The sequence below is a fragment of the Aliivibrio sifiae genome, assembly GCF_002954705.1.
GTDB classification, from domain to species: Bacteria; Pseudomonadota; Gammaproteobacteria; order Enterobacterales; family Vibrionaceae; genus Aliivibrio; species Aliivibrio sifiae_A.
On the sequence record NZ_MSCO01000001.1, the window covers coordinates 1,930,278 to 1,955,974 of the forward strand.

Genomic DNA, 25,697 nt, shown 5'->3' on the forward strand with positions numbered 1-25,697 from the left:
AAATAATGATGCCTTTACTATTTATCATGGTAATTGCACTGATCGGACGAATGGTTTTCTTACCTGGTGCGTTAGATGGTCTTAATTATCTATTCCAACCAGACTTTAGTAAAATCACAGATCCAAAAGTATGGTCTGCGGCTTATGGCCAAATCTTCTTTACACTGAGTGTCGGTTTCGCAATCATGCTAGCTTATTCAAGTTACCTTCCTGAAAAATCAGATGTAAATAACAATGCCTTTATGACAGTACTGATTAACTGCGGTTTCTCTATTATCGCAGGTATTCTTATTTTCTCTATCCTAGGAAATATGGCGCATGAACAAAGCAAACCATTAACTGAGGTTGTTAGTGCTGGTGTTGGTCTTGCATTTGTTACTATTCCAGCAGCCATCAATTTATTACCAGCTCCTTATATTCTTGGTCCTCTGTTCTTCTTTGCTTTAGTTGTTGCTGGACTAAGTTCTCACATTTCAATTATTGAAGCGGTAACCTCTGCATTTATTGATAAATTAAATTGGTCACGTAAAAAAGCGGCATTGATTGTATGTAGCATTGGCTTAATTGTATCAATGGCGTTCGCAACTAATGGTGGACTACTGCTTCTTGACCTAGTCGATTACTTCATTAATAACATTGCGCTACTAGCAAGTTGTTTGATCGAACTGTTTATTATGGGTTGGTTAGTGAAACTGGCTGATATCCGTTCGCACGTAAATAAAATATCTGAGTTTACTATTGGGAAATGGTTTGAAATCTGCTTACGCTTTATCAGTCCTATATTCTTAATCGTTATCTTAGGCACTAATATTGTAAATACATTAACTGATGGTTACGGCGGCTATGCTCAATCAGACCTATTACTGTTAGGTTGGGGCCTTATCGCCGCAATGCTAGTGGTAGGTATTATTATTAATAAATCAAGCAAGGAGGCTTAATATGACAACTGGGGCAATTATCATGATGATTATTGGTTTAGGGATCACTTGGGGAGGCGCAACCTTCTGTATCCGTAAAGCGATGAACAGTAACTAGAAACTACTTTCTAGAAAATGTTAGTCTTAAAGCAGATCTTCGGATCTGCTTTTTTTTCGCCGTTTCATTTTAAATTAATTTAGAAGGTAAAAATGACCATTCTCTATTCATTTCGTCGCTGCCCTTACGCTATGCGAGCACGGCTTGGGCTTGCTCTCTCTGAAAAATCGGTACAACTTCGTGAAATCATATTAAAACATAAACCCGAAGCAATGATACAGGCATCCCCTAAAGGCACTGTTCCTGTTTTAATTGAAAAAGATGGGCATGTGATAGATGAAAGCTTAGATATCATGAAATGGGCTTTAGAAGGCTCACAACTATTAAATTCAGCAACGAGTACCATGCATTTATTAATAAAAGAAAATGATGAGGTATTTAAAGGCTGGTTAGATAAATACAAATACGCTGATCGCTACCCTGAACATTCAGAAGTTTACTACCGTGAACAAGGTGAGATATTTTTAGAGAAACTAGAACGACAGTTAACTAATTCAAATAGATTATTTAGCGATGAATACAGTTTTGCTGATATTGCTATTTTACCTTTTATACGACAATTTGCGTTTGTAGATATTCATTGGTTTAACCAAAGTAAATATCAACACGTACAGCACTGGCTTACGACTTTCATTGATTCAGAGCTGTTCCTCTCGATTATGAAGAAATACCCTATTTGGCTAGACTCAAATCAAGATACCTCATTTCCTGAAAGGTAATACCTTTGCTTATCTTCGATTTTCTTCAAGCCAGAAACAGAAAAAGGAGACTCGAAAGTCTCCTTTTATTATTCATCGATAGAATCGCAAATTAGTTATGAGCAATCCACTCATTCATGTCTGTTTTCAGGTTATCCGATTTAGTACCGAAAATAGCTTGAACGCCAGAACCTGCAACAACAACACCAGCAGCGCCAAGTTGTTTCAATTTGTCTTGATTAACCGCTTCAACACTTGCTACAGAAACACGTAGACGAGTGATACAAGCATCAAGGTTTGTGATGTTCTCTTTGCCACCAAATGCAGCAACTAACTCACCTGCTAATTCAGAACCAGTAACAGCAGGACCTGCATTCTCATCTTCGTCTTCACGACCTGGAGTCTTAAGGTCCATCGCTTTAATTACAAAACGGAATACAATGTAGTAAACAACTGCATAAACAAGGCCAAGACCAACAAGAAGAAGCATGTTCTCTGCGCGTGGTGATTGAACTACAAAGTCAATGAAACCATTCGAGAATGTGTGACCGTGAACAATACCTAACGCATTAGTTAGCATGTATGCAACACCAGCAAGTACTGCGTGGATAGCATAAAGAACAGGAGCAACAAATAGGAACGCGAATTCAATTGGTTCAGTGATACCAGTAAGGAATGAAGTTAACGCAGCGGATGCCATGATACCCATTACTTTAGCACGGTTTTCAGGTTTTGCTGAGTGTGCAATTGCAATTGCAGCAGCAGGAAGACCGAACATTTTGAATAAGTAACCACCGGCAAGTTGACCAAAACCGTTACCAGCAGCACGAGATGCGTCATCAGCAGTAAGGAAACAAGTCATTATACCGTGAACTTGCTCACCAGCATTGTTTGTACAAGTACCTGCTTCGTAGAAGAATGGTACGTTCCAAATATGGTGAAGACCAAAAGGAATAAGAGAACGTTCAATTACACCATAGATACCAAATGCAGCTACAGGGTTTTGATGTGCAGCCCAATCAGAGAATGCAGCAATAGCACCGCCAACAGGAGGCCAAACTACAGATAGGATTAAACCTAGAGCGATAGATGCAAAACCAGTAACGATTGGCACAGCACGCTTACCAGCGAAGAAGCCTAGGTATTCAGGAAGTTGAATACGGTAAAACTTGTTGAATGCCCAACCAGCAAGACCACCAGCAAGGATACCACCAAGAACACCAGTCTCGATACCATCAACACCCATTACTGTTGCCATCACTTTAAGTGTAGCAACCATGATGCCGTAGCCAACAACAGCGGCTAGACCAGCAACACCATCATTGTTTGTAAAACCAAGTGCAGTACCCACAGCAAATAGCAGAGCCATTTGACCGAATACTGAACCACCAGCTTGTTCCATTAAATGAGAAACAACTTCTGGAAGGAAACTAAAGTTGGCTGCACCAACTCCTAAAAGAATACCTGCTACAGGAAGAACTGATACAGGCAACATAAGTGCCTTACCAACTTTCTGTAAACTGGCAAAAAGGTGTTTAAACATGTTTTGCTCCTAATATTTATAAATACAATTGGAAACAGTTAGTTCTTACTTATCAATTACGGCAATATCCCCCTTGCCTATATGTAACTCATAATTTTGTAAGCATTCGTATCTCTAATCAAACTGTCGCTAAATATAGACCTATGTAAAAACACTTTCTAGCATGTTTTCATTTAATGTTTTAAAACCCTGCAGTGATCACAAAAGCAAGGCGTAGTAAAAGTGACAATAAAAATACAAGTTTTATTCAACCATATGATTTTATTTAAAAAAAACCAACAAGTTAAAAAAAATAAATGTTATTTTTAGCAACAAAAATAGATAGGTCAAATAAAGCGCACAGTTAATCGTTTGCCTGCTTTAAAGCTGTGTAAAATCAATTAAACAAAAAAAAGAGAGGTAAAAACCTCCCTTTTGATTGTTTTTCAATCTAAATAAAATTATTTGTTCAAAAAAAGATTTTTGAAATTATTCGTTGTTACTTGAGCGACTTCTTCGAATGATTTCCCTTTTAATAGCCCAATATATTCAGCAACATCTCTTACATAAGCTGGTTGATTCTCTTTTCCTCTAAATGGAACCGGTGCCAAATAAGGTGAATCAGTTTCAACAAGTAAACGTTCTAGTGGTAAACGACGAACCACATCTTTCAACTCTGCCGCTTTATTAAAAGTTACTATGCCTGAAATTGAAATATAAAAGCCAAGCTCCATAGCCGCTTCTGCGAATGCCCAATCTTCTGTAAAACAATGAATAACGCCACCACATTTATCTGCTTTACCATTTTTTAGAATAGCTAACGTATCCTCTCGAGCTTGTCGAGTATGTATAATAAGTGGCTTATTATACTCAACAGCGACTTCAACTTGCTGCTCGAATAGATCGCGCTGACGAGGGGCACTTTCTGGTTGATAAAAATAATCTAACCCAGTTTCACCTATAGCAATAACACGTTCATTTTCAGCGTATTGACGAAAAAGAAATAAATCAAAATCAGAATCAACATCTAGTGGATGAATACCACAAGAAGCATGAACTTCAGGATGATCTTTAATCATTTCCATCATATTAGGAAAAGCATCTAATGTTACGCCAACAGTCAGAAACTGTTCAACACCACGTTGTTTTGCCTTTTCAAGTACATCCGCAACATTTGTATGTAAATCACTGTAATTTAATTTGTCTAAATGGCAGTGTGAATCAACTAACACATTACTCTCCAATGAACTCAAATAACCATTCAGTTAATAATAACTCTTTATTTAATCCTGAATGAGCATTCAACTGTTGTCTTAACGCATTCAAACTTAAATATTGTTTATAAATTGTATTAGCAGGGATACTCATTGCTAAGCGTTCAATAATGCCTTTTTCATCGCAATGCACCCAGCCTGTAATAATTCCTAATTGCCTCTTTTGAACATCTGACAATAAGTAGCTTAACCAACATAAACCTTCATCATCTAACTTTATCAGGCTTTTCACGATATCAGATGTATGACAAAAAGAAGAATTAACACAAGCATCAAAACAAGACAGTAACTGTTGATGAGCCGATTGTTTTTTATCTTGATAAAAACTTTTAACCGCTAGAGGTAAGTAACCATTTAATATAATAGATTGCTTGCTCACTTTTAGCTTTTCTGTGTCTTCTAACCACTGCTCTATCACTTCACTACTGATCTCTGGTTGCTGCCAAACCTGACAACGGCTCCGGATCGTAGGCAATAAATGATGCGGAGAATTAGCCAGCAAAACAAACTGACAGTTTTTAGGTGGAGCTTCTAATGTTTTTAACAGTGCATTTGCCGCTGATTCTGTCATTTTCTCTGCAGGTTCAATAATAATCATTCGCTTAGCATTAAATTGCGATGATTCTAGAGCCCACAAATTACATTGTCTTATCTGATCAACCGATATCGATTTACCTTCAACTTCAGGTTTGATCCAGTGTAAATCAGGATGATTTCCTGATTCAACTAAACCACAGCTATGACAGAAACCACAAGGTTCAGTACCTTGTGTTAAGCACAATAAAGTATCAGAAAAGTATTGAACAAGTGTGTCTCTACCTGTTCCATCTGGCATCGCGCATAAAATTGCATGAGGCAACCTATCTGTCGATATTAATTGTTGCCATTGCTGCCAAACACCCTGTTGCCAAGGGTAAAGTTTAGTTGCCATTCGTTACTAACCAAGTGTCTAATTCACTAATAATTGACTCTGTTACTGTATCTAAATCTTGTCCTGCATCAATAATAATAATACTTTCATCACTATTAGCAAATTCTAAATAACGTTCACGACTGCGCTCAAAAAAATCCAGCTTCATCTGTTCAATTCGATCTAGCTCTCCACGAGCGGATGCCCGTTGAAGACCTAATTTAGGATCAATGTCCATATAGATAGTGAAATCTGGTTTGAAATCACCAAGAACAGTATTTCGCATTGTCGCCATTAAATCACGATCAAAACCACGACCACCACCTTGATAAGCTTGTGAAGATAGGTCATGTCGATCACCAACCACCCACTCGCCTCTCGCTAATGCCGGCTTAATTACATTACCAACTAGCTGTGCTCGTGCTGCATACAGTAATAATAACTCAGCCATATCAGTTAGGGGCTCATCAGGGTGACCTTCCTTTACTAGTTCACGCATTTTCTCAGCTAATGGCGTACCACCAGGCTCTCGTGTTGTTACAGGATTCTCAATACCATGCTTAGCTAAAGTCGCTAATACATTTTTAATTGCAGTGCTTTTACCTGCGCCTTCTAGGCCTTCAATTACAATAAACTTAGACATGATTAATTTCTTAAGGTTCGTAGGTAAGCTCTAACTGCTTTGTTATGCTCAACTAATGATTTAGTAAATTTGTGACCGCCAGTACCGTCTGCAACAAAATAAAGGTAACGGCTAGTTTCTGGGTGTAATGCGGCTTTAATTGAAGCAGGGCCAGCCATTGCTATCGGCGTTGGCGGTAAACCACTCATGGTATACGTATTATAAGCTGTTGGTGTACGTAGGTCTTTCTTGCGGATATTACCGTCATATTTATCTCCCATACCGTAGATTACGGTTGGATCCGTTTGTAAACGCATACCACGCTTTAAACGATTCACAAATACCGAAGATACTCGCTCTCTTTCTGAGTCAATCGCCGTTTCTTTTTCTATAATAGAGGCTAAAATCAGCGCTTCATAAGATGACTTTAAAGGTAGGTTTGCTGATTTAGTTTCCCACTCACTATCTAATACTGTCACTAATGCGTTATGAGAACGCTCTAGAATATCAAGATCACTCATACCTGCTGTATAGTGATACGTTTCAGCTAAAAATAACCCTTCTAATTTTGAGCGTTCAATACCCAGTTTATTGGCTATCCCTTTTTCTGATAACTCACTTAATTCGTGCTTTAAATACGGAGCTTGTTCTAGTTGTTGTTGCCATTCAGAAAAGCGACTTCCTTCAACAAAAGTGATCGAAAATTGGTGCTCTTTTCCTGTTTTCAATTGCATTAATACAGAAGCAAGTGATTGATTGGGCTCAATCCAATAAGTTCCCGCTTTAATTTCTGTTAACTCTGGTGATAATTTATGAGTAAAACGGGCCCATTTTATATCGGTAATCCAACCATTTTTTTCAAATTGACTGATCAATTTGCGATAACTAGTACCCGATTTCACTTCAATTAATTGAGCTTTATCTAGTGCAACTTGTTGCTCTGTAAATTGACTGGCTTGTTGGTAACTCCAGAAGCCTAAACCAGCTGTTCCTATCGCTATCAATAAAATAAGGAATAAAAATTTCTTTAACACGAGTACAACTTCTCCTGAAATCTGTGTGTAAATTTATGTTGAGTGAATTCTGTATTAACAATTGCATTGATTGGTACAATTTCAAATAAAGCATTAGTTATAAAGACTTCGTCTGCATTTTCCAACTCAGATAGCGCAGCACTTACTTCTTCTAGCTCTAATTGAAACTCTTTTGCTAGTTGCCCAATGTGCTTTTTCATCACACCTTCTACACCAGAAAAAGATAATTTTGGAGTAAAGATTCTATCATCCTTAACCCAAAAAAGATTACCTATTGATGTTTCGATAACATGGTTATTAAGATCAAGAACAATTGCATCAAGATACACAGTTTTTGAAATTTCATCTTTAATTAATACTTGCTCTAAACGATTTAAGTGCTTCATCCCTACCAGTAACGGAGATGATAGGCCAAGCTTAATTGCTGAAACACCTAATTCGATACCTTCTTCTTGCCATTGCTTATAATGAGCTGGATATTGAAAATCAGAGATAATCACTTGAGTATTATTACAACCTTTAGGAGAGTAACCTCGACCTCCAGCCCCTCGACTGATTAAAATTTTAATTCCACCATTATTTATCTTTTCAGCAATAGTATGAACTTGCTTTTCAATCTTTTTCCAGTTAGGCGGAGTAATACCTAAACGCTGAGATGAACTCGTTAAGCGCTCGAAATGAAAAGACCACAAACGTATTTCACCGTTGTTTACCTTCATGGTCGTGAAAAATCCATCACCGTATTGAGTACTTCGATCATTAATTGGCAATGTTTCTGATTCCACTCCATTAACCCAATACATAAAAGCTCCAGATAAGAAAAAGGCGGTTTGATATAATATCAAACCGCCTTTAAAGTGTAACTGACTCTTGGAAACTAATTAAGCCTCACAAACAAGTTATTACATTTTCTTAAAGATTAATGAACCATTCGTACCACCAAAGCCGAATGAATTACAAATCGCGTATTCCATATCATTTACTTTACGAGCAGTATGAGGAACTAGATCAATATCTAGGCCATCTTCAGGATCATCAAGATTGATCGTAGGTGGAACAATTTGATCAACTAAAGAAAGTGCTGTAATAATTGCTTCAACAGAACCGGCAGCACCTAATAAGTGACCTGTCATTGATTTTGTTGATGATACTAATACTTGTTTAGTACCCGCTTCGCCAAGCGCACGTTTGATGCCCTTAACTTCAGCAACATCACCCGCAGGTGTTGAAGTACCATGAGCATTAACATAACCGATTTGTTCACCCGTTACCCCAGCATCACGCATTGCAGCTTCCATCGCTAGCGCACCACCAGAACCGTCTGGTGTTGGTGAAGTCATGTGATAAGCATCACCGCTCATACCAAAACCAACTAGTTCACAGTAGATTTTTGCACCGCGAGCTTTTGCGTGTTCATATTCTTCAAGAACCATCATACCTGCACCATCACCTAGAACAAAACCATCACGGTTTTTATCCCAAGGACGTGAAGCACCTTGTGGGTTCTCATTGTTCGTTGATAGTGCTTTAGCTGCACCAAAACCGCCCATACCTAGCTCAGTAGATGCTTTTTCAGCACCACCCGCTAGCATTGCATCAGCGTCACCATAAGCGATCATACGTGCAGCATGACCAATATTATGAAGACCTGTCGTACAAGCCGTTGAAATTGCGATATTAGGACCACGTAGACCGCGCATGATCGACATATGACCTGCGATCATATTAACGATGGTTGAAGGCACGAAAAACGGGCTGATCTTACGAGGACCTTTTTCTGAAAATGCTTTGTAGCCAGCTTCAATTAAGCCAAGACCACCAATACCAGAACCAATAGCAGCACCGATACGATGTGCATTTTCTTCAGTAACGTTAAAACCCGAGTCATCTAATGCCTGGATGCCAGCAGCCACACCGTATTGAATAAATAAATCCATTTTACGAGCGTCTTTTTTAGACATGTACTCTTCAGCATTAAAGTCTTTTACTAGACCTGCAAAACGAGTTGTAAACTCAGTGGTATCAAAGTGTTCGATATTAACGATACCACTTTGACCTGCTAACAGCGCTTTCCAAGATGCTTCAACAGTGTTACCCACCGGTGTTAGCATACCCATGCCTGTAACTACTACACGACGTTTGGACACGATATAATTCTCCGGAATTAATTGAAATTAGATAGGGATTGTTGCGTATAAAAAAACTCAGGCGGTCAAGATGACCGCCTGGAGGGTATTTCTTACTGTGCGCTAGTTACGTAGTCGATAGCAGCTTGAACAGTTGTGATCTTCTCAGCTTCTTCATCTGGAATCTCAGTGTCAAACTCTTCTTCTAAAGCCATTACTAGTTCAACTGTATCTAGTGAATCTGCACCTAGGTCATCAACAAATGATGCTTCGTTTTTAACTTCAGCTTCATCTACACCTAGTTGCTCAATGATGATTTTCTTTACGCGTTCTTCAAGATTGCTCATTTTAATTTTCCTAATTACAGATTTCGCTGATTTGCGATACTTGCTGTATTTTATTCATTAATAAGAAAGTTGCAAGGCTAAGATCGCTGGTCAAACCACGAAATTCGTGATTTTTAGTGCAATTTTAACCCAAAATTGACTTAAGTCACCCTTAAATCAATTTCATAAATTAAACCATGTACATGCCGCCATTCACATGCAAAGTTTCGCCTGTGATATAAGCTGCTTCTGGAGACGCTAAAAATACTACTGCAGCAGCAATTTCTTTAGGGTCACCTAAACGACCAGCAGGTACAGATGATAGTGTTGCAGCTCGCAGCTCATCATTCAAGGCTTTTGTCATATCAGTTTCGATAAAACCTGGAGCAACAGTATTTACTGTTACACCACGAGAAGCAACTTCACGTGCCATTGATTTAGTAAAACCAATGACACCTGCTTTTGCCGCTGCGTAGTTTGTTTGACCCGCATTACCCATAGTACCAACAACCGAACCTACGTTGATAATACGACCATTACGTTTTTTCATCATGCCACGAAGAACCGCTTTAGATAAACGGAAAATAGACGTTAGGTTAGTATCTAAGATATCCATCCATTCATCATCTTTCATGCGCATAAGTAAGTTATCACGAGTAATACCTGCGTTATTAACTAAAATGTCAATCGCACCAAACTCGTCATTGATTGTTTTAAGTACAGCTGCAATAGACTCTGCATCAGTAACATTTAATGCAAGACCTTTACCGTTCTCGCCTAAATATTCACCAATTGCAGCGGCACCATTTTCAGAAGTCGCAGTACCAATAACCGTTGCTCCGCGTGATACTAATAGCTCAGCAATCGCACGACCAATGCCACGGCTAGCGCCAGTAACTAAGGCAATTTTGCCTTCTAAATTCATCATTTACTATTCCCTTTAATTACTTAGGAGCTTCAAGGAAGCAGCATCATTTACTGCTGCTGCGCTAAGTGATTTAACGATTCGTTTAGTTAAACCAGTAAGAACTTTACCTGGGCCAACTTCATATAGTGTTTCTACGCCTTGTTCTGCCATTGTTTCTACTACTTCAGTCCAACGTACTGGGCAGTATAATTGACGAACAAGCGCGTCTTTAATTTTTGCAGGATCTGATTCAGCAACCACATCAACATTATTGATAACAGGTAATGTCGGTGTTGAAAATTCAATATTTCCTAATGCAACAGCTAATTTATCAGCCGCAGGTTTCATTAATGCACAATGAGAAGGTACTGATACTGGTAAAGGCAATGCTCGTTTTGCACCCGCTTCTTTACATAATACACCAGCACGCTCTACTGCATCTTTATTACCAGCGATAACAACTTGACCTGGCGAGTTAAAGTTTACAGGAGAAACCACTTCACCTTGTGCAGCGTCTTCACATGCTTTAGCAATAGATTCATTGTCTAAGCCAATGATAGCGTACATTGCACCAACACCAGCAGGAACCGCTTCTTGCATCAATTGGCCACGTAGTTCCACCAATTTAATTGCTTCTTTAAAATCAATAACACCAGCACATACAAGTGCTGAGTATTCACCAAGACTATGACCCGCTAAAACAGCTGGTTGTGTTAAGCCTTGCTCTTGCCATACACGCCATAATGCAACAGAGGTTGCTAATAATGCAGGCTGAGTACGAAATGTTTGATTTAAATCTTCCGCAGGGCCATTTTGAACAAGTGACCATAAGTCATAACCCAGCGCTTCTGATGCTTCTGTAAAAGTTTGCGTTACAACCTCGTGTTGCTCACCTAATTCAGCAAGCATGCCAATAGCTTGTGAGCCTTGACCTGGGAAAACGATAGCAAAATTGCTCATGAACATTATTTCCTTTAAATAAGCGTATAAAGAGATTAGACCAATATAAAGGCCTAATTTCTTACTTAAAACTTAACGAGTGCCGAACCCCACGTAAAGCCGCCACCGAATGCTTCAAGCAATAAGGTTTGACCACGTTGAATTCGTCCATCACGAACAGCTTCATCTAATGCCGTAGGCACTGTGGCTGCAGAGGTATTACCGTGACGATCCAGAGTGACAACAACTTGATCCATTGACATAGATAGTTTTTTCGCTGTTGCTTTAATAATTCGTAAATTAGCTTGATGTGGTACTAACCAATCAAGTTCTGATTTATCCATTTGGTTTTTCTGAAGCGTTTCTTTAACTAGGTTTGATAGCTGAGTAACGGCAACTTTAAAGACTTCATTACCCGCCATATATAACCATTTATCTGCTTCTTCATTTTTACGAGAAGGTACAGGTAAAGAAAGCAACTCACCAAATTTTCCATCAGCATGTAAATGCGTAGAGATAATTCCAGGCTCTTCACTTTGACCAATAACAACCGCACCAGCCCCGTCACCAAACAGAATGACAGTTGAACGGTCCTCAGGATCACAAGTATGAGAAACAGCATCAGAACCAATAACTAATACATTCTTTGCCATGCCTGTTTTAATGTGTTGGTCTGCAACACTCAATGCATAAACAAAGCCTGAACAAGCTGCTGATAAATCAAATGCAGGGCAACCTTGAATGCCTAATAGGCCTTGAACTTCACACGCAGCAGATGGAAATGAGTACGTTGGTGTACTTGTCGCTAAGATAATCAGATCAATATCATTCTTATCGATTCCAGCCATTTCAATTGCATTAACAGAAGCAAGGTGGCCCATTGTGGCCACTGATTCATTTTCACCAGCAATGCGGCGTTCACTAATACCTGTACGAGCTAAGATCCACTCATCACTAGTATCGACCATTTTTTCTAAATCCGCATTTGAGCGAATTTGTGCTGGTAAATAGCTACCAGTACCTAAAATTTTGCTATACATGAAGACTAATAATGCCTCTCGAGTAAAACTGCCTCCAAGCGATCACTAATACGGTTAGGTATTTGTCGCTTGACCTCATGAACCGCTTCCTTGATGGCATTGTTAAAGGCAAATACATCTGCACTTCCATGACTCTTAACAACAATGCCACGCAATCCTATCAGACTTGCGCCGTTATACTGGTCGGGGTTCAGCTCTTTTAAGCTAGAAATGACATCACCAAAGAGCCATTTCGCTAAAACTTGTTTAAATTTAGACGTGATCAGGTGTGATTTTAGTTGTTCTAAAAATAAATGCGCAACACCTTCACTGGTTTTTAAGCATACATTACCGACAAAACCATCACACACTACTACATCTGCATTGCCTTGATAAAGCTTATCGCCTTCAATATAACCGATAAATTCAATATCTTTGCATTGATGTAGCATTTCTGCGCATCGTTTTATTTGATCGTTGCCTTTTATTTCTTCTTCACCAATATTCAACAACGCCACTTTGGCTCTGCGTCCTAATGACTGCTCTGCTAATTCAGAACCCATTACGGCAAATTGAAATAACGTCTCAGCATCACACGATACGTTTGCGCCAAGATCAAGCATCCAAGTGCGTTGATTATTTTTCGTAGGTAAAGGACTAATTAATGCAGGACGTTCAACACCAGGGAGAAGCTTCAAGGTAAAACGAGAAAGCCCCATAAGTGCACCAGTATTGCCAGCGCTAATGCACGCGTCAGCTTCTTTATTGGCAACTAAATCAATGGCCATTCGCATTGAACTACCACGACTGTGCCGTAGTGCTTTTGAAGGTGGAGTGTTGTTGCCTATAACGCTGTCGCTATGTGCAATAGAAAGTCGTTGATTGGGGGTATAATTTAGATGTGTTAGCTGTGTAGAAATCGCATGACGATCTCCAACAACAATAATTTTTAGCTCTGGGAATTGCGACAATGCCTGCACGATGGCAGGCACTGTAACTTGGGGACCGAAGTCCCCACCCATCGCATCAATTGCAATGGTTAGCTGCTGCAAAGCGTCAACCTTACTTGTTGATTACCTTGCGGCCACGGTAGTAACCGTCAGCTGTAACGTTGTGACGAAGGTGAGTTTCGCCACTAGTTGCGTCTACAGATAATGCACTTGTAGTTAGTGCATCGTGTGAACGACGCATGCCACGCATTGAACGTGATTTCTTGCTCTTTTGTACGGCCATGGACCCTACTCCTCAATTACTGTTGTTTTAAAGATTTTAAAACATCAAACGGATTCGGTTTCTCTTCCTCTTCAGGAATTTCACCAAATACCAAATTGTTAGATTTGACCTGACAATCTTTAATGTCATGCATAGCGACTTGCGGCAACGCTAGAATGAACTCATCAGTTACCAACTCAACGAGATCAACTTCACCTACTTCATTTAAATCTACAAACTCATATTCCTCAGGAACAAGAGCTGCCTTCTCTTCGCTTAAAAAAGGCGTACACTTAAATGATACATTTAGGTGATGTTCAAAATTTTCATTACAGCGTTGACATTCCAACAACACATTGACGTTAGCTTTACCAGAGATAACGGCTAGTCGTTGTTCGTCAACTTTAAACGACATTGTGACTTCAGCATCACTTTTCACATCTACAGTAGACTCAGCCAAACGCTTTAAAATATCAGATTGGATGATTCCATCGTAGTCTAATCTTCGTTGAGCGTTTTGGATTGCATCAACTGTTCGTGGTAATTTTACCTTTTGCATAGGGCGCGCATCTTATCTTTCTAAAGCCTTCGAGTCAAAGAAAAATGGCAAAAATTATGCTTTTTTTCTTCCCAGTTGCTATTTCAGCAGAGTTGCTAATAATAAACGAAAAATTAAAGAAGAAGAACCCATTATGCAACCAAAACTGATTCTAGCTTCAACATCACCTTTTCGCCGCTCGATCTTGGAGAAGATCCAAGTTCCTTTTGATGCAATTTCACCCAATTGCGATGAAACACCACAAGAAAATGAATTACCTACTGCATTAGTCATTCGCTTAGCAGAACAAAAAGCCCGCTCCTGTAACATAAAAGATCCTAATCACCTGATCATAGGATCCGACCAAGTCTGCGTAATCAACGGTCAGATTATTGGTAAACCATTAACACGCGAAAAAGCAATTATTCAGCTTCAAAAAGCCAGTGGGCAAACAATCACTTTTTACACGGGCTTATCCTTGCTCAATACAACAACAATGAGCGCGGAAACTCTTTGTGAAGAGTTTCATGTTCATTTTCGTCAATTAACCTCACAGCAAATTGAAAACTATGTTGATAAAGAAATGCCATTGTATTGTGCTGGTAGTTTTAAATGTGAAGGTTTAGGTATCGCATTATTTAATAAATTAGAAGGAAAAGACCCTAACTCGCTTATCGGCCTTCCTCTAATATCTTTAATTGATATGTTAGAACGTCAACATTTTTCAGTTCTTTAAATCGTATTAAAAAAAAAGCGATAAGTATCAATTCGACACTTATCGCTAGAAATAACAAAAAATAAGATTACTTTTTAGAGCGTAGAGCTTTTAGAACCTGTTCTAATTTAGCTTCCATTGGTGCACTGATATCCATTACTTCTTCTGTACTTGGATGAGTAAATTTAATATTTGCCGCATGCAAAAACAATCGGTCTAAACCAAATTGACCAGAATAGGCATCAAATCGTCTGTCGCCATAACGATCATCCCAACCAATTGGATGACCTGCATGTTGAACATGTACGCGAATTTGGTGAGTGCGTCCAGTAATTGGACTTGCTTGAATTAATGTTGCTTGCTCAAATTTTTCTAAAATTTTAAAACGGGTTTCAGAAGGCTTGCCGTTCGGATTAACACGGACAATACTATTCACTTCATTTTTAAGTAAAGGAACATTAACCACTTTACACGTGCTCTTCCATTGGCCCATAACTAAAGCAAAATAGTATTTTTGTACTGTTTTGTTTCTGAATTGTTCTTGTAAGCGACGTAACGCTGAACGTTTTTTCGCAATTAAGAGGATCCCTGAAGTATCTCTATCAATTCGGTGCACTAACTCTAAAAAACGAGCATCGGGACGCAAAGCTCGTAATGCTTCAATCGCACCAAACTTTAAGCCACTACCACCATGTACAGCTGTACCTGATGGTTTATTTAAAATAAGAAGATGGTCATCTTCATAAATAATACAGCTTTCAAGTTCTGAAACTTTAGACAGTTTAACGCTTGGTAACTCAGGCGCTGTCGATTCAGGAATCTTCACGGGAGGAATACGAACTAAATCCCCTTCTTGAAGTTTGTATTCTGGTTTAATACGTTTTTTATTTACACGAACTTCGCCTTTACGCACAATTCGGTAAATCATACTTTTTGGTACGTTTTTTAAGCGGGCAAGAAGAAAATTATCGATTCGTTGCCCTGCAAAGTCGTCATCGATCTCGACGAATTGCACTTTAGGTTTATCTTCATTCATTCTCTTATTCTACTGTCTTAATTCTAATTGATGAACCTTTTTTACCTCAGTTTCAAATAATGAAGATTGCTGAGGCTTGATCTGACTGTTATAGTTAGCACCTGAAATCGGCCCAGATGGCCATTTCTTCACCTTGGTGAGCATAAAAGCACCAAAAAAACAAAAAATATACTGCTCGAATGCGGTGATGCAGCAATTGGCGTAAGACATCTACACTGCTTTGAGTTTTTTTGCTTGTTATGCCTAAACCATTTTTTATGTTTTAACGACCGCGAATAATTGCGGATCAGCACTATTTTATCGATAGTGTTGATGTGGATTGTGCCCTAGAGCATCCCTGAGTTCCAGCCGTGAGGCTGCACATGTAATCAGCCTTGGGATCTGGCACCATTTAAAATGGATTAAGATACACAAGCTCGACAATTTGTAATGAGTATTCCCTAATGAAAAGAATGTTGATTAACGCAACCCAAAAGGAAGAGTTGCGCGTCGCATTAGTTGATGGCCAGCGCCTTTTTGATTTAGATATCGAAAGCCCAGGTCACGAATCTAAGAAAGCTAATATTTATAAAGGTAAAATCACCCGTATCGAACCAAGCTTGGAAGCAGCTTTTGTTGATTACGGTGCTGATCGCCACGGTTTCCTTCCCCTTAAGGAAATCGCTAAAGAATATTTCCCACAAGGTTACACTTATCAAGGTCGTCCAAATATCAAGGACGTATTGAAAGAAGGCCAAGAAGTTATTGTTCAAGTTGAAAAAGAAGAGCGTGGCAACAAAGGCGCAGCTTTAACAACGTTCATATCTCTGGCTGGTAGCTACCTTGTTCTTATGCCTAATAACCCTCGTGCTGGCGGTATTTCTCGTCGTATCGAAGGTGAAGAACGTACTCAATTAAAAGCAGCATTAAGCACATTAGAATTACCTCAAGGTATGGGTCTAATTGTTCGTACTGCCGGTGTTGGTAAATCAGCTGAAGAACTTGAATGGGACTTAAACGTACTCCTAAATCATTGGGAAGCCGTTAAACACGCCTCTGAATCAAACCAAGCACCTTTCCTAATTCACCAAGAAAGTAATGTAATTGTTCGCGCAATTCGTGATTACTTACGTCGTGACATTGGCGAAATTTTGATTGATAGCCCAACAATTTTTGATCGTGCTCGTCAACACATCCAACTTATTCGTCCTGATTTCTTATCTCGCGTTAAGTTATATGAAGGCGAAGTACCGCTATTTAGCCACTACCAAATTGAAAGCCAGATTGAATCGGCTTTTGAACGTGAAGTGCGCTTACCTTCTGGCGGCTCAATTGTTATTGACCCAACAGAAGCACTGACTTCTATTGATATCAACTCAGCTCGTGCAACTAAAGGCGGCGATATCGAAGAAACAGCATTAAATACTAACCTAGAAGCTGCTGATGAAATTGCTCGTCAATTACGTTTGCGTGATCTAGGTGGCCTAGTTGTTATCGATTTCATTGATATGACGCCTGTTCGTCATCAACGTGAAGTAGAAAACCGTATGCGTGAAGCTGTTCGTATGGACCGCGCTCGTGTTCAAATTGGTCGTATTTCTCGCTTTGGTTTATTAGAAATGTCTCGCCAACGCTTAAGCCCGTCTTTAGCTGAAGCAAGCCATCACATTTGTCCTCGTTGTACAGGTACAGGTGTTGTTCGTGATAATGAATCTCTAGCACTGTCTGTTTTACGTTTAATCGAAGAAGAATCTCTAAAAGACAACACAACTCAAGTACTTGCTGTTGTACCTGTTGCTATTGCTTCTTACTTACTAAATGAAAAACGTCGTTCTGTTCAGCATATTGAGAAATTCCATAGCGTTCGTGTAATCATTGTTCCAAACTCAGATATGGAAACACCTCACTTTGAAGTGATTCGTATCCGTGAAGGTGAAGAACAAGAAATGCTGTCTTACCTTCTTCCTAAGAAGTTAGAAGCATTACGTGAAGCAGAAGCAAAAGAAGTTCCAGCGATTAATGTTGCACCAAGAAAACGTGAAGAACCGGTTCTTCAAGGTTTCAGTGCTCCAACTCAAGCTGCACCAGTAGCTAAAGCTCCAGAAGCTAAAACTACAGCACCTAAAGCTTCAGCAGCAACAGAAGAAAAACCTGGCCTAATTAGCCGTTTCTTCTCTGCGATTGCTAATTTCTTCTCTGCACCAGAAACAGCACCTGCTGAGACTGAGAAAAAAGAAGAAGAAAAACCAGCACAACCGCAACGTCGTAATCAAAACCGTAATAACGATCGTCGTCGTAACGAAAATGGTCGTAATAACCGTAATAATCGTCGTAACGGCAATGACAATCGTACCAACAACGAAAATCGTAATGATAATCGTCGTGGTAAGAAAGTTGAAGATGCTCCAGTTGCTACAACTAAACCAGTAAAAGCAACTGAAAATAAACCAACGAAACAACCTAAAGTTCGCAAAGAAATTGCTGAACAAGGTATTCAGTTGGCAGCTGAAGCACAACAAACTCCAGCTCAAACATCAGAAAAACCAGCTGAAAAGCGTGAGAAGACGGTTCAAGTAAAACAACGTCGTCAACGTCGTCAATTACAGAAAAAAGTTCGTACAGGTCAAGCAGTTGAAGCTGAAGTAGAAACTAAAGTTGTCACAACGGTTGAAGCTCAAGCGCAACAGCCTACAGTAACGACTGAAGCAAATACAGAGCGTAAAGAAGGTCAGCGTCGTAATCGTCGCTCACCTCGTCATTTACGTGCAAGTGGTCAACGCCGTCGTCGTCGTGATCGTCGTCCTGTAAATCCTGCTCGTCTATTTTCTGGTGTTGCATCACCTGAAATGGCTATGGGTAAAGTTTATCCTGATTACGCTCGAATCTTAGAGCAGAAATTGGCTAGACAGCAACAAGAAAAATTTGTTGATAACGATACTCAAAATGCACAGGATGAAGCAAACAAATCAACAACAGTGAAAACACTAGTTGGTGGTGTTGCTTTCCCTGAAATGGCAATGGGTAAAGTATTACTTCCTTACGTAGCTGCTCCAGTGGTTGAAGAAGCAATTATTGTTGAAGCTCCTATTACAGAAGCACCAGTAGTAGAGACACCTGCAGCAGTAGAACCGACTAAAGTAGAGGCACCCGTTGCTATCGAACCAGTAGAGGTTGTTGTTGAAGAGAAAGTCGCTCCTCTTGAAGTAGCAGACGTAGTAGAGCCAGCGCCTATTGTTGAAATTGCAGTAGAAACTCCATCTAAAGCTGATGTTGTGATTACTAAGCCACAATATAAAGGTCAAGCATCTTCAGGGATGACGAAAGCAGCAGGCCCTACAGAGATTAAAGAAATCACTGTAACGGCAGCCGCATTCAGAACTGAGCGCTTTACACCTAAGCAAGCCGGTAGCCAAACTGCTACAGGTAAAGCAAGCGCAGCAATGGCAAAAACAGCAGGTTTATAATTTTTTAGGCATTAACCTCTAAATAACAAAACCATCTAATTAAGCAAGTTACATTTCGATGTAACTTGCTTTTTTTATATCAATAATCTGAATAGATATTGAAGTTCATCACGCTTTTCTGTACGATTCGCCGCATACTATGCTTGAAAAACAACCAAGAAGATATCTAAAAATAATGTTTGAATTCCCAAAATTTTCTAATCATTCAGTGAAGAATGATGTTCTATCAGGGTTAACCGTTGCGTTAGCTCTGGTCCCTGAAGCTGTTGCTTTCGCCTTTGTTGCTGGTGTTGACCCTATGGTTGGCCTATATGCTGCTTTCATTGTCGGTTTAATTACATCAATTATTGGTGGTCGCCCAGGAATGATTTCTGGCGCAACTGGCGCGATGGCCGTTGTAATGGTTAGCTTAGTAGCAGTTCACGGCGTACAGTACCTTTTTGCAGCAATCTTACTCGCCGGCCTACTACAAATAACAGCAGGTTTATTCAAATTAGGTAAGTTCATTCGTATCGTGCCACACCCAGTAATGATCGGTTTTGTTAATGGCTTAGCTATCGTCATATTCCTTGCTCAACTTGGTCAATTTAAAGCGCCTGATGCACTAGGTAATTTAGATTGGCTTCAGGGCGAGCAAATGATGCTAATGCTTGGCTTAGTTGCTGTAACTATGGCAATTATTCACTTCTTACCTAAATTAACAACAGCAGTACCTTCTTCATTGGTTGCTATCATTGTTGTTACAGGATTAGTTCAAGGCTTAGATTTAGATACTCGTACGGTTGTTGATTTCCTACGTACAATGAGTGGTGATGAAGCAGCTACTCTAGCTGGCTCTCTACCTACCTTTTCTGTACCTAATGTTCCATTATCTTTAGAAACACTGTACATCATCTTTCCTTACGCGCTTATTTTAGCGGCTATCGGTTTAATTGAATCATTACTAACTCTAACTGTAATTGATGAAATGACAGGTACTCGTGGTCAATCTAACCGTGAATGTGTAGGCCAAGGCGTAGCAAACGTTACTTGCTCTGTATTTGGCGCGATGGGTGGCTGTGCGATGATTGGTCAATCAATGATCAACGTGAATTCTGGTGGTCGCGGTCGTCTATCTGGAATAACTGCCGCACTTGCTCTCCTTGGTTTTATCTTATTTGCTTCTGGCTTAATTGAAATGATCCCACTAGCAGCATTAGTTGGGGTCATGTTCATGGTTGTTATTGGTACATTTGAATGGGCTACATTCAAACTGGCTCGTCGCGTACCAAAGCAAGACTTCTTTGTCATTGTTTTAGTAACAGTAGTAACCGTTCTTACTGACCTTGCTGTAGCCGTTGGTGTTGGTGTTGTTGCTTCTGCGCTTATGTTTGCATGGCAACACGCAAAACATATTTACTCAACTAACTCAATGAACGAAGAAGGCTCTAAAGTATATGAAATTAATGGGCCAATCTTCTTTGGCTCTGCAGCTAATTTCTTAGAATTATTTGATGTAGATAATGACCCTCAAGATATCATTATCGATTTTGCTACATCACGTGTTGTAGACCATTCAGCAATTGAAGCGGTTGATACCATTGCTGAACGTTATTCTAAAGCGGGAAAAAAAGTACATCTGCGCCATTTAAGCCAAGATTGTCATGCGCTTCTAAACAAGGCTGGTAGCCTAGTAGAAATTAATGTGCAAGAAGACCCAATCTACAAAGTGGTTAGCCAATAGTTTCACTTTTATAATTGATTGATAATAAAAATCCCGATATGGTTATCCTATCGGGATTTTTTATATTTAATTGTCTTGATATTGCTCTGCTATCTTTTTAAATTCCATTTCCACACTTAAAAAAGACTCTACAATAATTGGGTCAAAATGACTGCCCTTACCTTCTAAAATAATATTTCTTGCCTTCTCATGACTAAAACCGGGTTTATAAACTCGTTTTGATATAAGAGCATCATAGACATCAGCCAAAGCCATTAATCGACCAGATAAAGGAATATCGTCACCTTTTAATTGTTGAGGGTAACCACTGCCATTCCATTTCTCATGATGAGTTAGTGCGATTTCTTTAGCCAGTTGCAAGAATGAGCTTTCACCTTCCATTTGAGATTCTGCGACTTCAAGTGCTTTTGCTCCAATAATTGCATGACCTTTCATTATCTCAAATTCTTCATCGGTTAACTTTCCAGGTTTAAGTAAAATAGCATCAGGGATCCCAACCTTACCGACATCATGTAATGGCGCCGATTTAAAAAGTAAATTAATGTAGCTATCTGTTAATACATTGGAGTAGCCTGCTTTCTTTCTTAAATCAAAGGCAAGCACTCGAATATATTCTTGAGTTCGTAATATATGCGCACCCGTTTCGTTATCTCTTGATTCAGCCAAAGCGGATAAACCAACAATAGCAGAATCTCGAGTCTGTTGGATCTCTGTCTGGCTTTCTTCTAAGCTAGATAACATCTTATTAGTTAATGAAGCTAAAACACCAAATTCGTCATTATTATAAACAGGTAAGCGATCACTCAGAGCACCTCCTGCTACGTTATTTAATGTTTTCTCTTTCATATTTAAAATAAGTGATAATTTCTTTCCCCACAAAAATACGACTGAGAATGTGTATAGAAAAAGAATAAAACTCACAAAAATAAACTCTTTAATTATGCTTATTTTACCTTCACCACTTAAATAATAGTTCTCAGCACTTTCTAACCAAAATAAATCTTTGACCGCAATCATGACTAATGTGGTTGTTAATGCAATGACAAGCAGAGCAATTAACATCGTAAATTGTTGTGTTATAGACTCTCGATCTCCATGCAAATCGGTACTAATGGCGAATTGCTTAGGCATATTCTTATAGAGTTCAATCAATCTAATTTGTGCTGTTATTATTCCAGTAAATACCCCTAAGATTGTCATACCAAAAATAACTTTAAGATTACTTTCAAATGGGAAGCCATAAATAGCCCCCATATAAATTGACATAACCAATCCGAATAAAGAAAACAAAACAACTTCTGTTAAAAATGGGGATTTTCGACTAAAAAAAGTAAAACGAGGAATTAAAAAAAATCGGCTTATTAACATAAATATAAACGTTAAATTAACCTCAAAAAAAACAATCTCTCTAGGTAACGATTCAATAAAAGGACAAACAAAAACACCGTAAAAAGCAAAAACAACCGCAGCAAAAACATATAAGCAAATAATGCTCTTTGTATTTAATTTATAATTCATTTCTATGACTCTAGTTTATAATTAACACAATCATCACACTAACAAAGATAAATTTCAATCCGACCACTACGATGAACAGGTTTCACTCTTATTTATTCATTGCTATGATTCAAGATCTAACATGGAGATAATAATGAATAGCAGCTCAAAAGATGAACGTTACAAACAACGTCAAACAAAGATAAAAGAGAACGTCGATCAGCGTGTAGAAAAAGCACAAATAGAAAAAGGCTTATTAATTGTTGTTACAGGTAACGGAAAAGGAAAAACAACATCTGGCTTTGGAACAGTAGCGAGGGCTGTTGGCCATGGATTGAATTGTGTCGTTGCTCAATTTATCAAAGGTACATGGGATTGTGGTGAAAGAAACCTGTTAGAGGGCCATGGTGTTCCTTTTCATGTAATGAAAACAGGATTCACTTGGAATACTCAGGATAAAACTACGGACACAGTAGCAGCACAACAAGTATGGCAAGAGTGTAAGAAAAGCCTGTCTGATGAATCAATCGATCTCGTTTTATTAGATGAGATGACTTACATGATCACTTATGGCTATATTGACTTAGAAGAGCTTAAAACAGCTTTGATAAATCGTCCAAAAATGCAATCTGTGGTAATTACAGGGCGAGCAGCGCATCGAGAGTTAATAGAAATGGCTGATACTGTTTCTGAAGTTCGTAATGTTAAACATGCGTTTGATTCTGGAGTAAAAGCGCTGAAAGGCATAGATTGGTAAGTAATATCACTTTCAATAATTACAAAAATGGCCTGTATCATTAAAGATTACAGGCCATTTTCTATTCCATTCTCATTAAGTTAGGTTAATTAAATAACCCTTTTAGCAATTTATCCGCTGCTTCTTTTACTTTTTCATCCTTAATTTTATCGCCATATTTTTCTTCTAGCTTTTCAATACCACGATCAATTTCTTTTTTCGCTTTCTGTTGCATTACATCGTCAAACTCAAGCTTATATTTTGGTTTTTCCCAAGGGCCTGTAATTCGAATAGGGATCGTAACATCCTTAAGATCACTAATCTCCTTACCGCCTTGACCTTTCAATGACCCAACTATTGATGTTTTAATCAGCATATTGGCAGTTTCATTTATATAATGTGCAGAACCTTCCCCATGAATTCTTAACAACGGTGAAACCATCTTAATATTTTTAGTCGTTGCATTACCTTTCGCTAAATAAAAGTCCGCAGATAATGCACTAAAATCTGTTTTTTCAGCTTCTTCACTGCCTTTTACTTTTTCGCCTTTAATTTTGGCATAGGTAGTTCTGATAAGTAGTGGAATATTCACCCCGTTTACCGCGCCATCAGCAAAATTGATCGATGCTTTACCTTTTAGGTTTTGTTTCAACGCTGTCGGCTTTAAGCTTTTACCAGAAAGATTCAGATTAATGCTTCCTGTTCCTTCAATTAGGCTTTCTCCCATCACATCAATTAATAATGGCGCGACTTTAACTCCTTTAATCGCTTGCTTAACAGAATAACTTGGCGTCGAGTTACGAGCATCAAGAGTCGCCGTCATATCAATGGCACCACTGTATAAATCAGAATAAAACTTAGTTAACGCCAATACCCCGCGATTTACCGAGAATACCGATTCTACATTCTGCATTTTTGCATTATTGGCTTTAAATTTATCAATGATGATAGTACCTGCAACATCTAGTGTTTTTAATGCACTTAAATCAGGCTCAACTTCTTTAACGGGCTTTGATGCGCTATTTGATGTACTTGTTTTAGCCTTCTCATCAGTTACTTGAGTATCGTTTTGTGGCAATGTTGCCAATAGTGCATCAACATCAATATTAGGACTACGTAAAGAAAAACGTACTTTCGGGATGTCCCTTAACTCAACACTCGCTTTACCCGTAAAATCAGTATCGACAGAAGATAAAGTAAGCTTTTCTGCCTTTAATAAGGATTTATTTAAATCAAATGAACTATCAAAACCAATAATGGCCGTAACGTCTTCATTTGGTAAACCTTTACCTTTTACGTTATTGGTACTTTTAAATGACTTAATGCGGATAAGATCTAATGTTTTAGGGACATTAATAGCAAAGGAAGATTCTGAATTAACCATTAATTCATTTGCTTTCCCTTTTGCAATAAGTTTAATGTTGGCCCATTCATCAAAAGAAAATTCATCTATCGTAAAAGTAATATCATTAAATTTATTCGTTGCATCTGAATATGATGCTGTAAGTTCGGTCTGCTTTAACGATACAGCATCCAACGTAGTTAAAATATTTAAATCGGTTTTACCAGCAAGAGATATTTTCTGCTGACCTAAATCCCCTTCAACATCGAACGTTAAATTTGCCCATTCTCCCGGACTAAATTGAGATAATGATAAATTTATGTCATTAAGTTTTGTTTTTGACCCTACTTTATCATTTTGAATAAGTACTTCTGCATTCGTTAAGGCAATGCCTTCTAAAGTGATTTTCCAATCATTGATACTTGTGCTCGGTTGAGAGTTATCATTAGCAACCACATTAGAGTCTTCAGATACTGGTGATTTGGTTTTAACCTGTGTGTTTTTCGGCGCTATGTTATCAAGATTAGTCGCGCCGTCTTTTAATGTATGTAAGGTAAAAGAGGCTCCATCTAAAGTGACCAGTCCTATATTTATTTCATGATGGAATAATGGACGTACATTCAGATTCAAAATTGCATTATCAAACTTAACTAAATTCGGAGTGGCGAACCCTTCAGGGTTACTTAGTGCTGTCTTCCCAATAGAGAAACCTATCGATGGGAAAAATCGCCATTCAATATCACCATCAATGGTTAATTGACGACCAGTCTGAGCTTCAACTTGCTCTTTTATCAAGGGTTTAAAATCGTTAGGGTTAACAAGTAATACCAGCACCAATAAAGCGGCAATGATAGCGATAAACGGTATGCTAACTAATAGGGCTATTTTTTTCACGGCCAAAATCCATCTAATGTATTGAAATGGTAACAAGAGTGTTAATTATGCCATTGCTTAAGCATAATAAACATAGGGTTACCTATAGTTATATACCTAAATAGCGTGAAGTAACAGAAATCAGACAAAAAAAGGCCAACGATAACGTT

General features: G+C 38.7%; 24 protein-coding genes. 7 read left to right on the forward strand and 17 right to left on the reverse strand.

What is annotated here, in order from left to right; genetic code table 11:
- From BTO22_RS08540 to BTO22_RS08550, 3 genes are all read left to right on the forward strand, one after another.
- On the forward strand, nucleotides 1-938 hold a 938-nt coding region (locus BTO22_RS08540; RefSeq protein WP_181044581.1), incomplete at its 5' end, for a sodium-dependent transporter.
- 1 nt (nucleotide 939) lies between these two features.
- The gene (locus BTO22_RS08545) at nucleotides 940-1,035 is read left to right on the forward strand and encodes a MetS family NSS transporter small subunit (RefSeq protein ID WP_105055120.1); all 96 of its coding nucleotides are present in this window, start codon (nucleotides 940-942) and stop codon (nucleotides 1,033-1,035) included.
- A gap of 92 nt (nucleotides 1,036-1,127) precedes the next feature.
- Entirely contained in the window at nucleotides 1,128-1,754 is a 627-nt protein-coding gene (locus BTO22_RS08550) for a glutathione S-transferase (protein ID WP_105055121.1), read from the forward strand.
- Nucleotides 1,755-1,845: 91 nt separating this feature from the next.
- Here BTO22_RS08550 and ptsG read toward each other — a convergent pair whose 3' ends face one another.
- The 14 genes from ptsG to yceD all read right to left on the reverse strand — a co-directional run bounded on the left by ptsG (nucleotide 1,846) and on the right by yceD (nucleotide 14,183).
- Nucleotides 1,846-3,276 (reverse strand): PTS glucose transporter subunit IIBC, encoded by a 1,431-nt coding sequence (ptsG, locus tag BTO22_RS08555; RefSeq protein WP_105055122.1) that lies wholly within the window; start codon nucleotides 3,274-3,276, stop codon nucleotides 1,846-1,848.
- A 440-nt stretch (nucleotides 3,277-3,716) separates the two neighbouring features.
- The gene (locus BTO22_RS08560; RefSeq protein WP_105055123.1) at nucleotides 3,717-4,487 is read right to left on the reverse strand and encodes a TatD family hydrolase; all 771 of its coding nucleotides are present in this window, start codon (nucleotides 4,485-4,487) and stop codon (nucleotides 3,717-3,719) included.
- 1 nt (nucleotide 4,488) lies between these two features.
- Complete coding sequence (holB, locus tag BTO22_RS08565; RefSeq protein WP_105055124.1) at nucleotides 4,489-5,460, reverse strand: DNA polymerase III subunit delta'; 972 nt, start codon at nucleotides 5,458-5,460, stop codon at nucleotides 4,489-4,491.
- Entirely contained in the window at nucleotides 5,450-6,082 is a 633-nt protein-coding gene (tmk, locus tag BTO22_RS08570; protein WP_105055125.1) for a dTMP kinase, read from the reverse strand. Before tmk ends, holB begins: the two co-directional genes overlap by 11 nt.
- Nucleotides 6,083-6,084: 2 nt before the next feature.
- The gene (gene mltG / locus BTO22_RS08575) at nucleotides 6,085-7,095 is read right to left on the reverse strand and encodes an endolytic transglycosylase MltG (RefSeq protein WP_105055126.1); all 1,011 of its coding nucleotides are present in this window, start codon (nucleotides 7,093-7,095) and stop codon (nucleotides 6,085-6,087) included.
- Nucleotides 7,089-7,898: an aminodeoxychorismate lyase gene (gene pabC, locus BTO22_RS08580; protein ID WP_105055127.1), complete on the reverse strand. Its 810-nt coding sequence runs from the start codon at nucleotides 7,896-7,898 to the stop codon at nucleotides 7,089-7,091. The genes mltG and pabC overlap by 7 nt, the downstream gene beginning before the upstream one ends.
- 99 nt (nucleotides 7,899-7,997) lie before the next feature.
- Entirely contained in the window at nucleotides 7,998-9,242 is a 1,245-nt protein-coding gene (fabF, locus tag BTO22_RS08585) for a beta-ketoacyl-ACP synthase II (protein WP_105055128.1), read from the reverse strand.
- A gap of 92 nt (nucleotides 9,243-9,334) precedes the next feature.
- Nucleotides 9,335-9,568, reverse strand: a complete 234-nt coding sequence (gene acpP / locus BTO22_RS08590) for an acyl carrier protein (RefSeq protein ID WP_017051317.1) — start codon at nucleotides 9,566-9,568, stop codon at nucleotides 9,335-9,337.
- Between the two features lie 169 nt (nucleotides 9,569-9,737).
- A complete protein-coding gene (gene fabG, locus BTO22_RS08595) occupies nucleotides 9,738-10,472 on the reverse strand; it encodes a 3-oxoacyl-ACP reductase FabG (protein WP_181044621.1) in 735 nt (244 codons plus the stop codon).
- A 15-nt stretch (nucleotides 10,473-10,487) separates the two neighbouring features.
- Nucleotides 10,488-11,414 (reverse strand): ACP S-malonyltransferase, encoded by a 927-nt coding sequence (fabD, locus tag BTO22_RS08600; protein ID WP_105055130.1) that lies wholly within the window; start codon nucleotides 11,412-11,414, stop codon nucleotides 10,488-10,490.
- A 65-nt stretch (nucleotides 11,415-11,479) separates the two neighbouring features.
- Nucleotides 11,480-12,433 (reverse strand): beta-ketoacyl-ACP synthase III, encoded by a 954-nt coding sequence (locus tag BTO22_RS08605; RefSeq protein WP_060991456.1) that lies wholly within the window; start codon nucleotides 12,431-12,433, stop codon nucleotides 11,480-11,482.
- A gap of 5 nt (nucleotides 12,434-12,438) precedes the next feature.
- Entirely contained in the window at nucleotides 12,439-13,464 is a 1,026-nt protein-coding gene (gene plsX / locus BTO22_RS08610) for a phosphate acyltransferase PlsX (protein WP_105055131.1), read from the reverse strand.
- 10 nt (nucleotides 13,465-13,474) lie between these two features.
- Nucleotides 13,475-13,645, reverse strand: coding sequence for a 50S ribosomal protein L32 (gene rpmF, locus BTO22_RS08615; protein ID WP_060991458.1), 171 nt, complete (start codon nucleotides 13,643-13,645; stop codon nucleotides 13,475-13,477).
- Nucleotides 13,646-13,661: 16 nt separating this feature from the next.
- Nucleotides 13,662-14,183, reverse strand: coding sequence for a 23S rRNA accumulation protein YceD (gene yceD / locus BTO22_RS08620; protein WP_105055132.1), 522 nt, complete (start codon nucleotides 14,181-14,183; stop codon nucleotides 13,662-13,664).
- A gap of 133 nt (nucleotides 14,184-14,316) precedes the next feature.
- On the opposite strand from yceD, the gene BTO22_RS08625 reads away from it, so the two are divergent.
- Nucleotides 14,317-14,898, forward strand: a complete 582-nt coding sequence (locus BTO22_RS08625) for a Maf family protein (RefSeq protein ID WP_105055133.1) — start codon at nucleotides 14,317-14,319, stop codon at nucleotides 14,896-14,898.
- 67 nt (nucleotides 14,899-14,965) lie between these two features.
- Here the strand turns inward: BTO22_RS08625 and rluC are convergent, their stop codons facing one another.
- Entirely contained in the window at nucleotides 14,966-15,913 is a 948-nt protein-coding gene (rluC, locus tag BTO22_RS08630; protein WP_105055134.1) for a 23S rRNA pseudouridine(955/2504/2580) synthase RluC, read from the reverse strand.
- Between the two features lie 443 nt (nucleotides 15,914-16,356).
- Between rluC and rne the strand changes: the two genes are divergently transcribed.
- Together rne and BTO22_RS08640 are read left to right on the forward strand one after the other, a co-directional pair.
- Nucleotides 16,357-19,356: a ribonuclease E gene (rne, locus tag BTO22_RS08635; RefSeq protein WP_105055135.1), complete on the forward strand. Its 3,000-nt coding sequence runs from the start codon at nucleotides 16,357-16,359 to the stop codon at nucleotides 19,354-19,356.
- A 175-nt stretch (nucleotides 19,357-19,531) separates the two neighbouring features.
- On the forward strand, nucleotides 19,532-21,079 hold the full coding sequence (locus BTO22_RS08640; protein ID WP_105055136.1) for a SulP family inorganic anion transporter: 1,548 nt from the start codon (nucleotides 19,532-19,534) through the stop codon (nucleotides 21,077-21,079).
- Between the two features lie 66 nt (nucleotides 21,080-21,145).
- Here BTO22_RS08640 and BTO22_RS08645 read toward each other — a convergent pair whose 3' ends face one another.
- A complete protein-coding gene (locus BTO22_RS08645) occupies nucleotides 21,146-22,597 on the reverse strand; it encodes an HD domain-containing phosphohydrolase (protein ID WP_105055137.1) in 1,452 nt (483 codons plus the stop codon).
- 133 nt (nucleotides 22,598-22,730) lie between these two features.
- Here BTO22_RS08645 and cobO point away from each other — a divergent pair, with 133 nt between their 5' ends.
- Nucleotides 22,731-23,333: a cob(I)yrinic acid a,c-diamide adenosyltransferase gene (gene cobO / locus BTO22_RS08650; protein ID WP_061036607.1), complete on the forward strand. Its 603-nt coding sequence runs from the start codon at nucleotides 22,731-22,733 to the stop codon at nucleotides 23,331-23,333.
- 85 nt (nucleotides 23,334-23,418) lie between these two features.
- Here cobO and BTO22_RS08655 read toward each other — a convergent pair whose 3' ends face one another.
- Complete coding sequence (locus tag BTO22_RS08655; RefSeq protein ID WP_105055138.1) at nucleotides 23,419-25,548, reverse strand: AsmA family protein; 2,130 nt, start codon at nucleotides 25,546-25,548, stop codon at nucleotides 23,419-23,421.
- Nucleotides 25,549-25,697 lie beyond the last annotated feature (149 nt).

What these genes read in the sequence shown, in the direction of transcription:
- BTO22_RS08545 (WP_105055120.1), top strand. Translation starts at nt 940, where the DNA reads ATGACAACTGGGGCAATTATCATGATGATTATTGGTTTAGGGATCACT.
- BTO22_RS08550 (WP_105055121.1), top strand. Translation starts at nt 1,128, where the DNA reads ATGACCATTCTCTATTCATTTCGTCGCTGCCCTTACGCTATGCGAGCA.
- ptsG (WP_105055122.1), bottom strand. Translation starts at nt 3,276, where the DNA reads ATGTTTAAACACCTTTTTGCCAGTTTACAGAAAGTTGGTAAGGCACTT.
- holB (WP_105055124.1), bottom strand. Translation starts at nt 5,460, where the DNA reads ATGGCAACTAAACTTTACCCTTGGCAACAGGGTGTTTGGCAGCAATGG.
- tmk (WP_105055125.1), bottom strand. Translation starts at nt 6,082, where the DNA reads ATGTCTAAGTTTATTGTAATTGAAGGCCTAGAAGGCGCAGGTAAAAGC.
- pabC (WP_105055127.1), bottom strand. Translation starts at nt 7,898, where the DNA reads ATGTATTGGGTTAATGGAGTGGAATCAGAAACATTGCCAATTAATGAT.
- acpP (WP_017051317.1), bottom strand. Translation starts at nt 9,568, where the DNA reads ATGAGCAATCTTGAAGAACGCGTAAAGAAAATCATCATTGAGCAACTA.
- fabG (WP_181044621.1), bottom strand. Translation starts at nt 10,472, where the DNA reads ATGAATTTAGAAGGCAAAATTGCCTTAGTTACTGGCGCTAGCCGTGGC.
- fabD (WP_105055130.1), bottom strand. Translation starts at nt 11,414, where the DNA reads ATGAGCAATTTTGCTATCGTTTTCCCAGGTCAAGGCTCACAAGCTATT.
- BTO22_RS08605 (WP_060991456.1), bottom strand. Translation starts at nt 12,433, where the DNA reads ATGTATAGCAAAATTTTAGGTACTGGTAGCTATTTACCAGCACAAATT.
- rpmF (WP_060991458.1), bottom strand. Translation starts at nt 13,645, where the DNA reads ATGGCCGTACAAAAGAGCAAGAAATCACGTTCAATGCGTGGCATGCGT.
- yceD (WP_105055132.1), bottom strand. Translation starts at nt 14,183, where the DNA reads ATGCAAAAGGTAAAATTACCACGAACAGTTGATGCAATCCAAAACGCT.
- BTO22_RS08625 (WP_105055133.1), top strand. Translation starts at nt 14,317, where the DNA reads ATGCAACCAAAACTGATTCTAGCTTCAACATCACCTTTTCGCCGCTCG.
- rluC (WP_105055134.1), bottom strand. Translation starts at nt 15,913, where the DNA reads ATGAATGAAGATAAACCTAAAGTGCAATTCGTCGAGATCGATGACGAC.
- rne (WP_105055135.1), top strand. Translation starts at nt 16,357, where the DNA reads ATGAAAAGAATGTTGATTAACGCAACCCAAAAGGAAGAGTTGCGCGTC.
- BTO22_RS08640 (WP_105055136.1), top strand. Translation starts at nt 19,532, where the DNA reads ATGTTTGAATTCCCAAAATTTTCTAATCATTCAGTGAAGAATGATGTT.
- BTO22_RS08645 (WP_105055137.1), bottom strand. Translation starts at nt 22,597, where the DNA reads ATGAATTATAAATTAAATACAAAGAGCATTATTTGCTTATATGTTTTT.
- cobO (WP_061036607.1), top strand. Translation starts at nt 22,731, where the DNA reads ATGAATAGCAGCTCAAAAGATGAACGTTACAAACAACGTCAAACAAAG.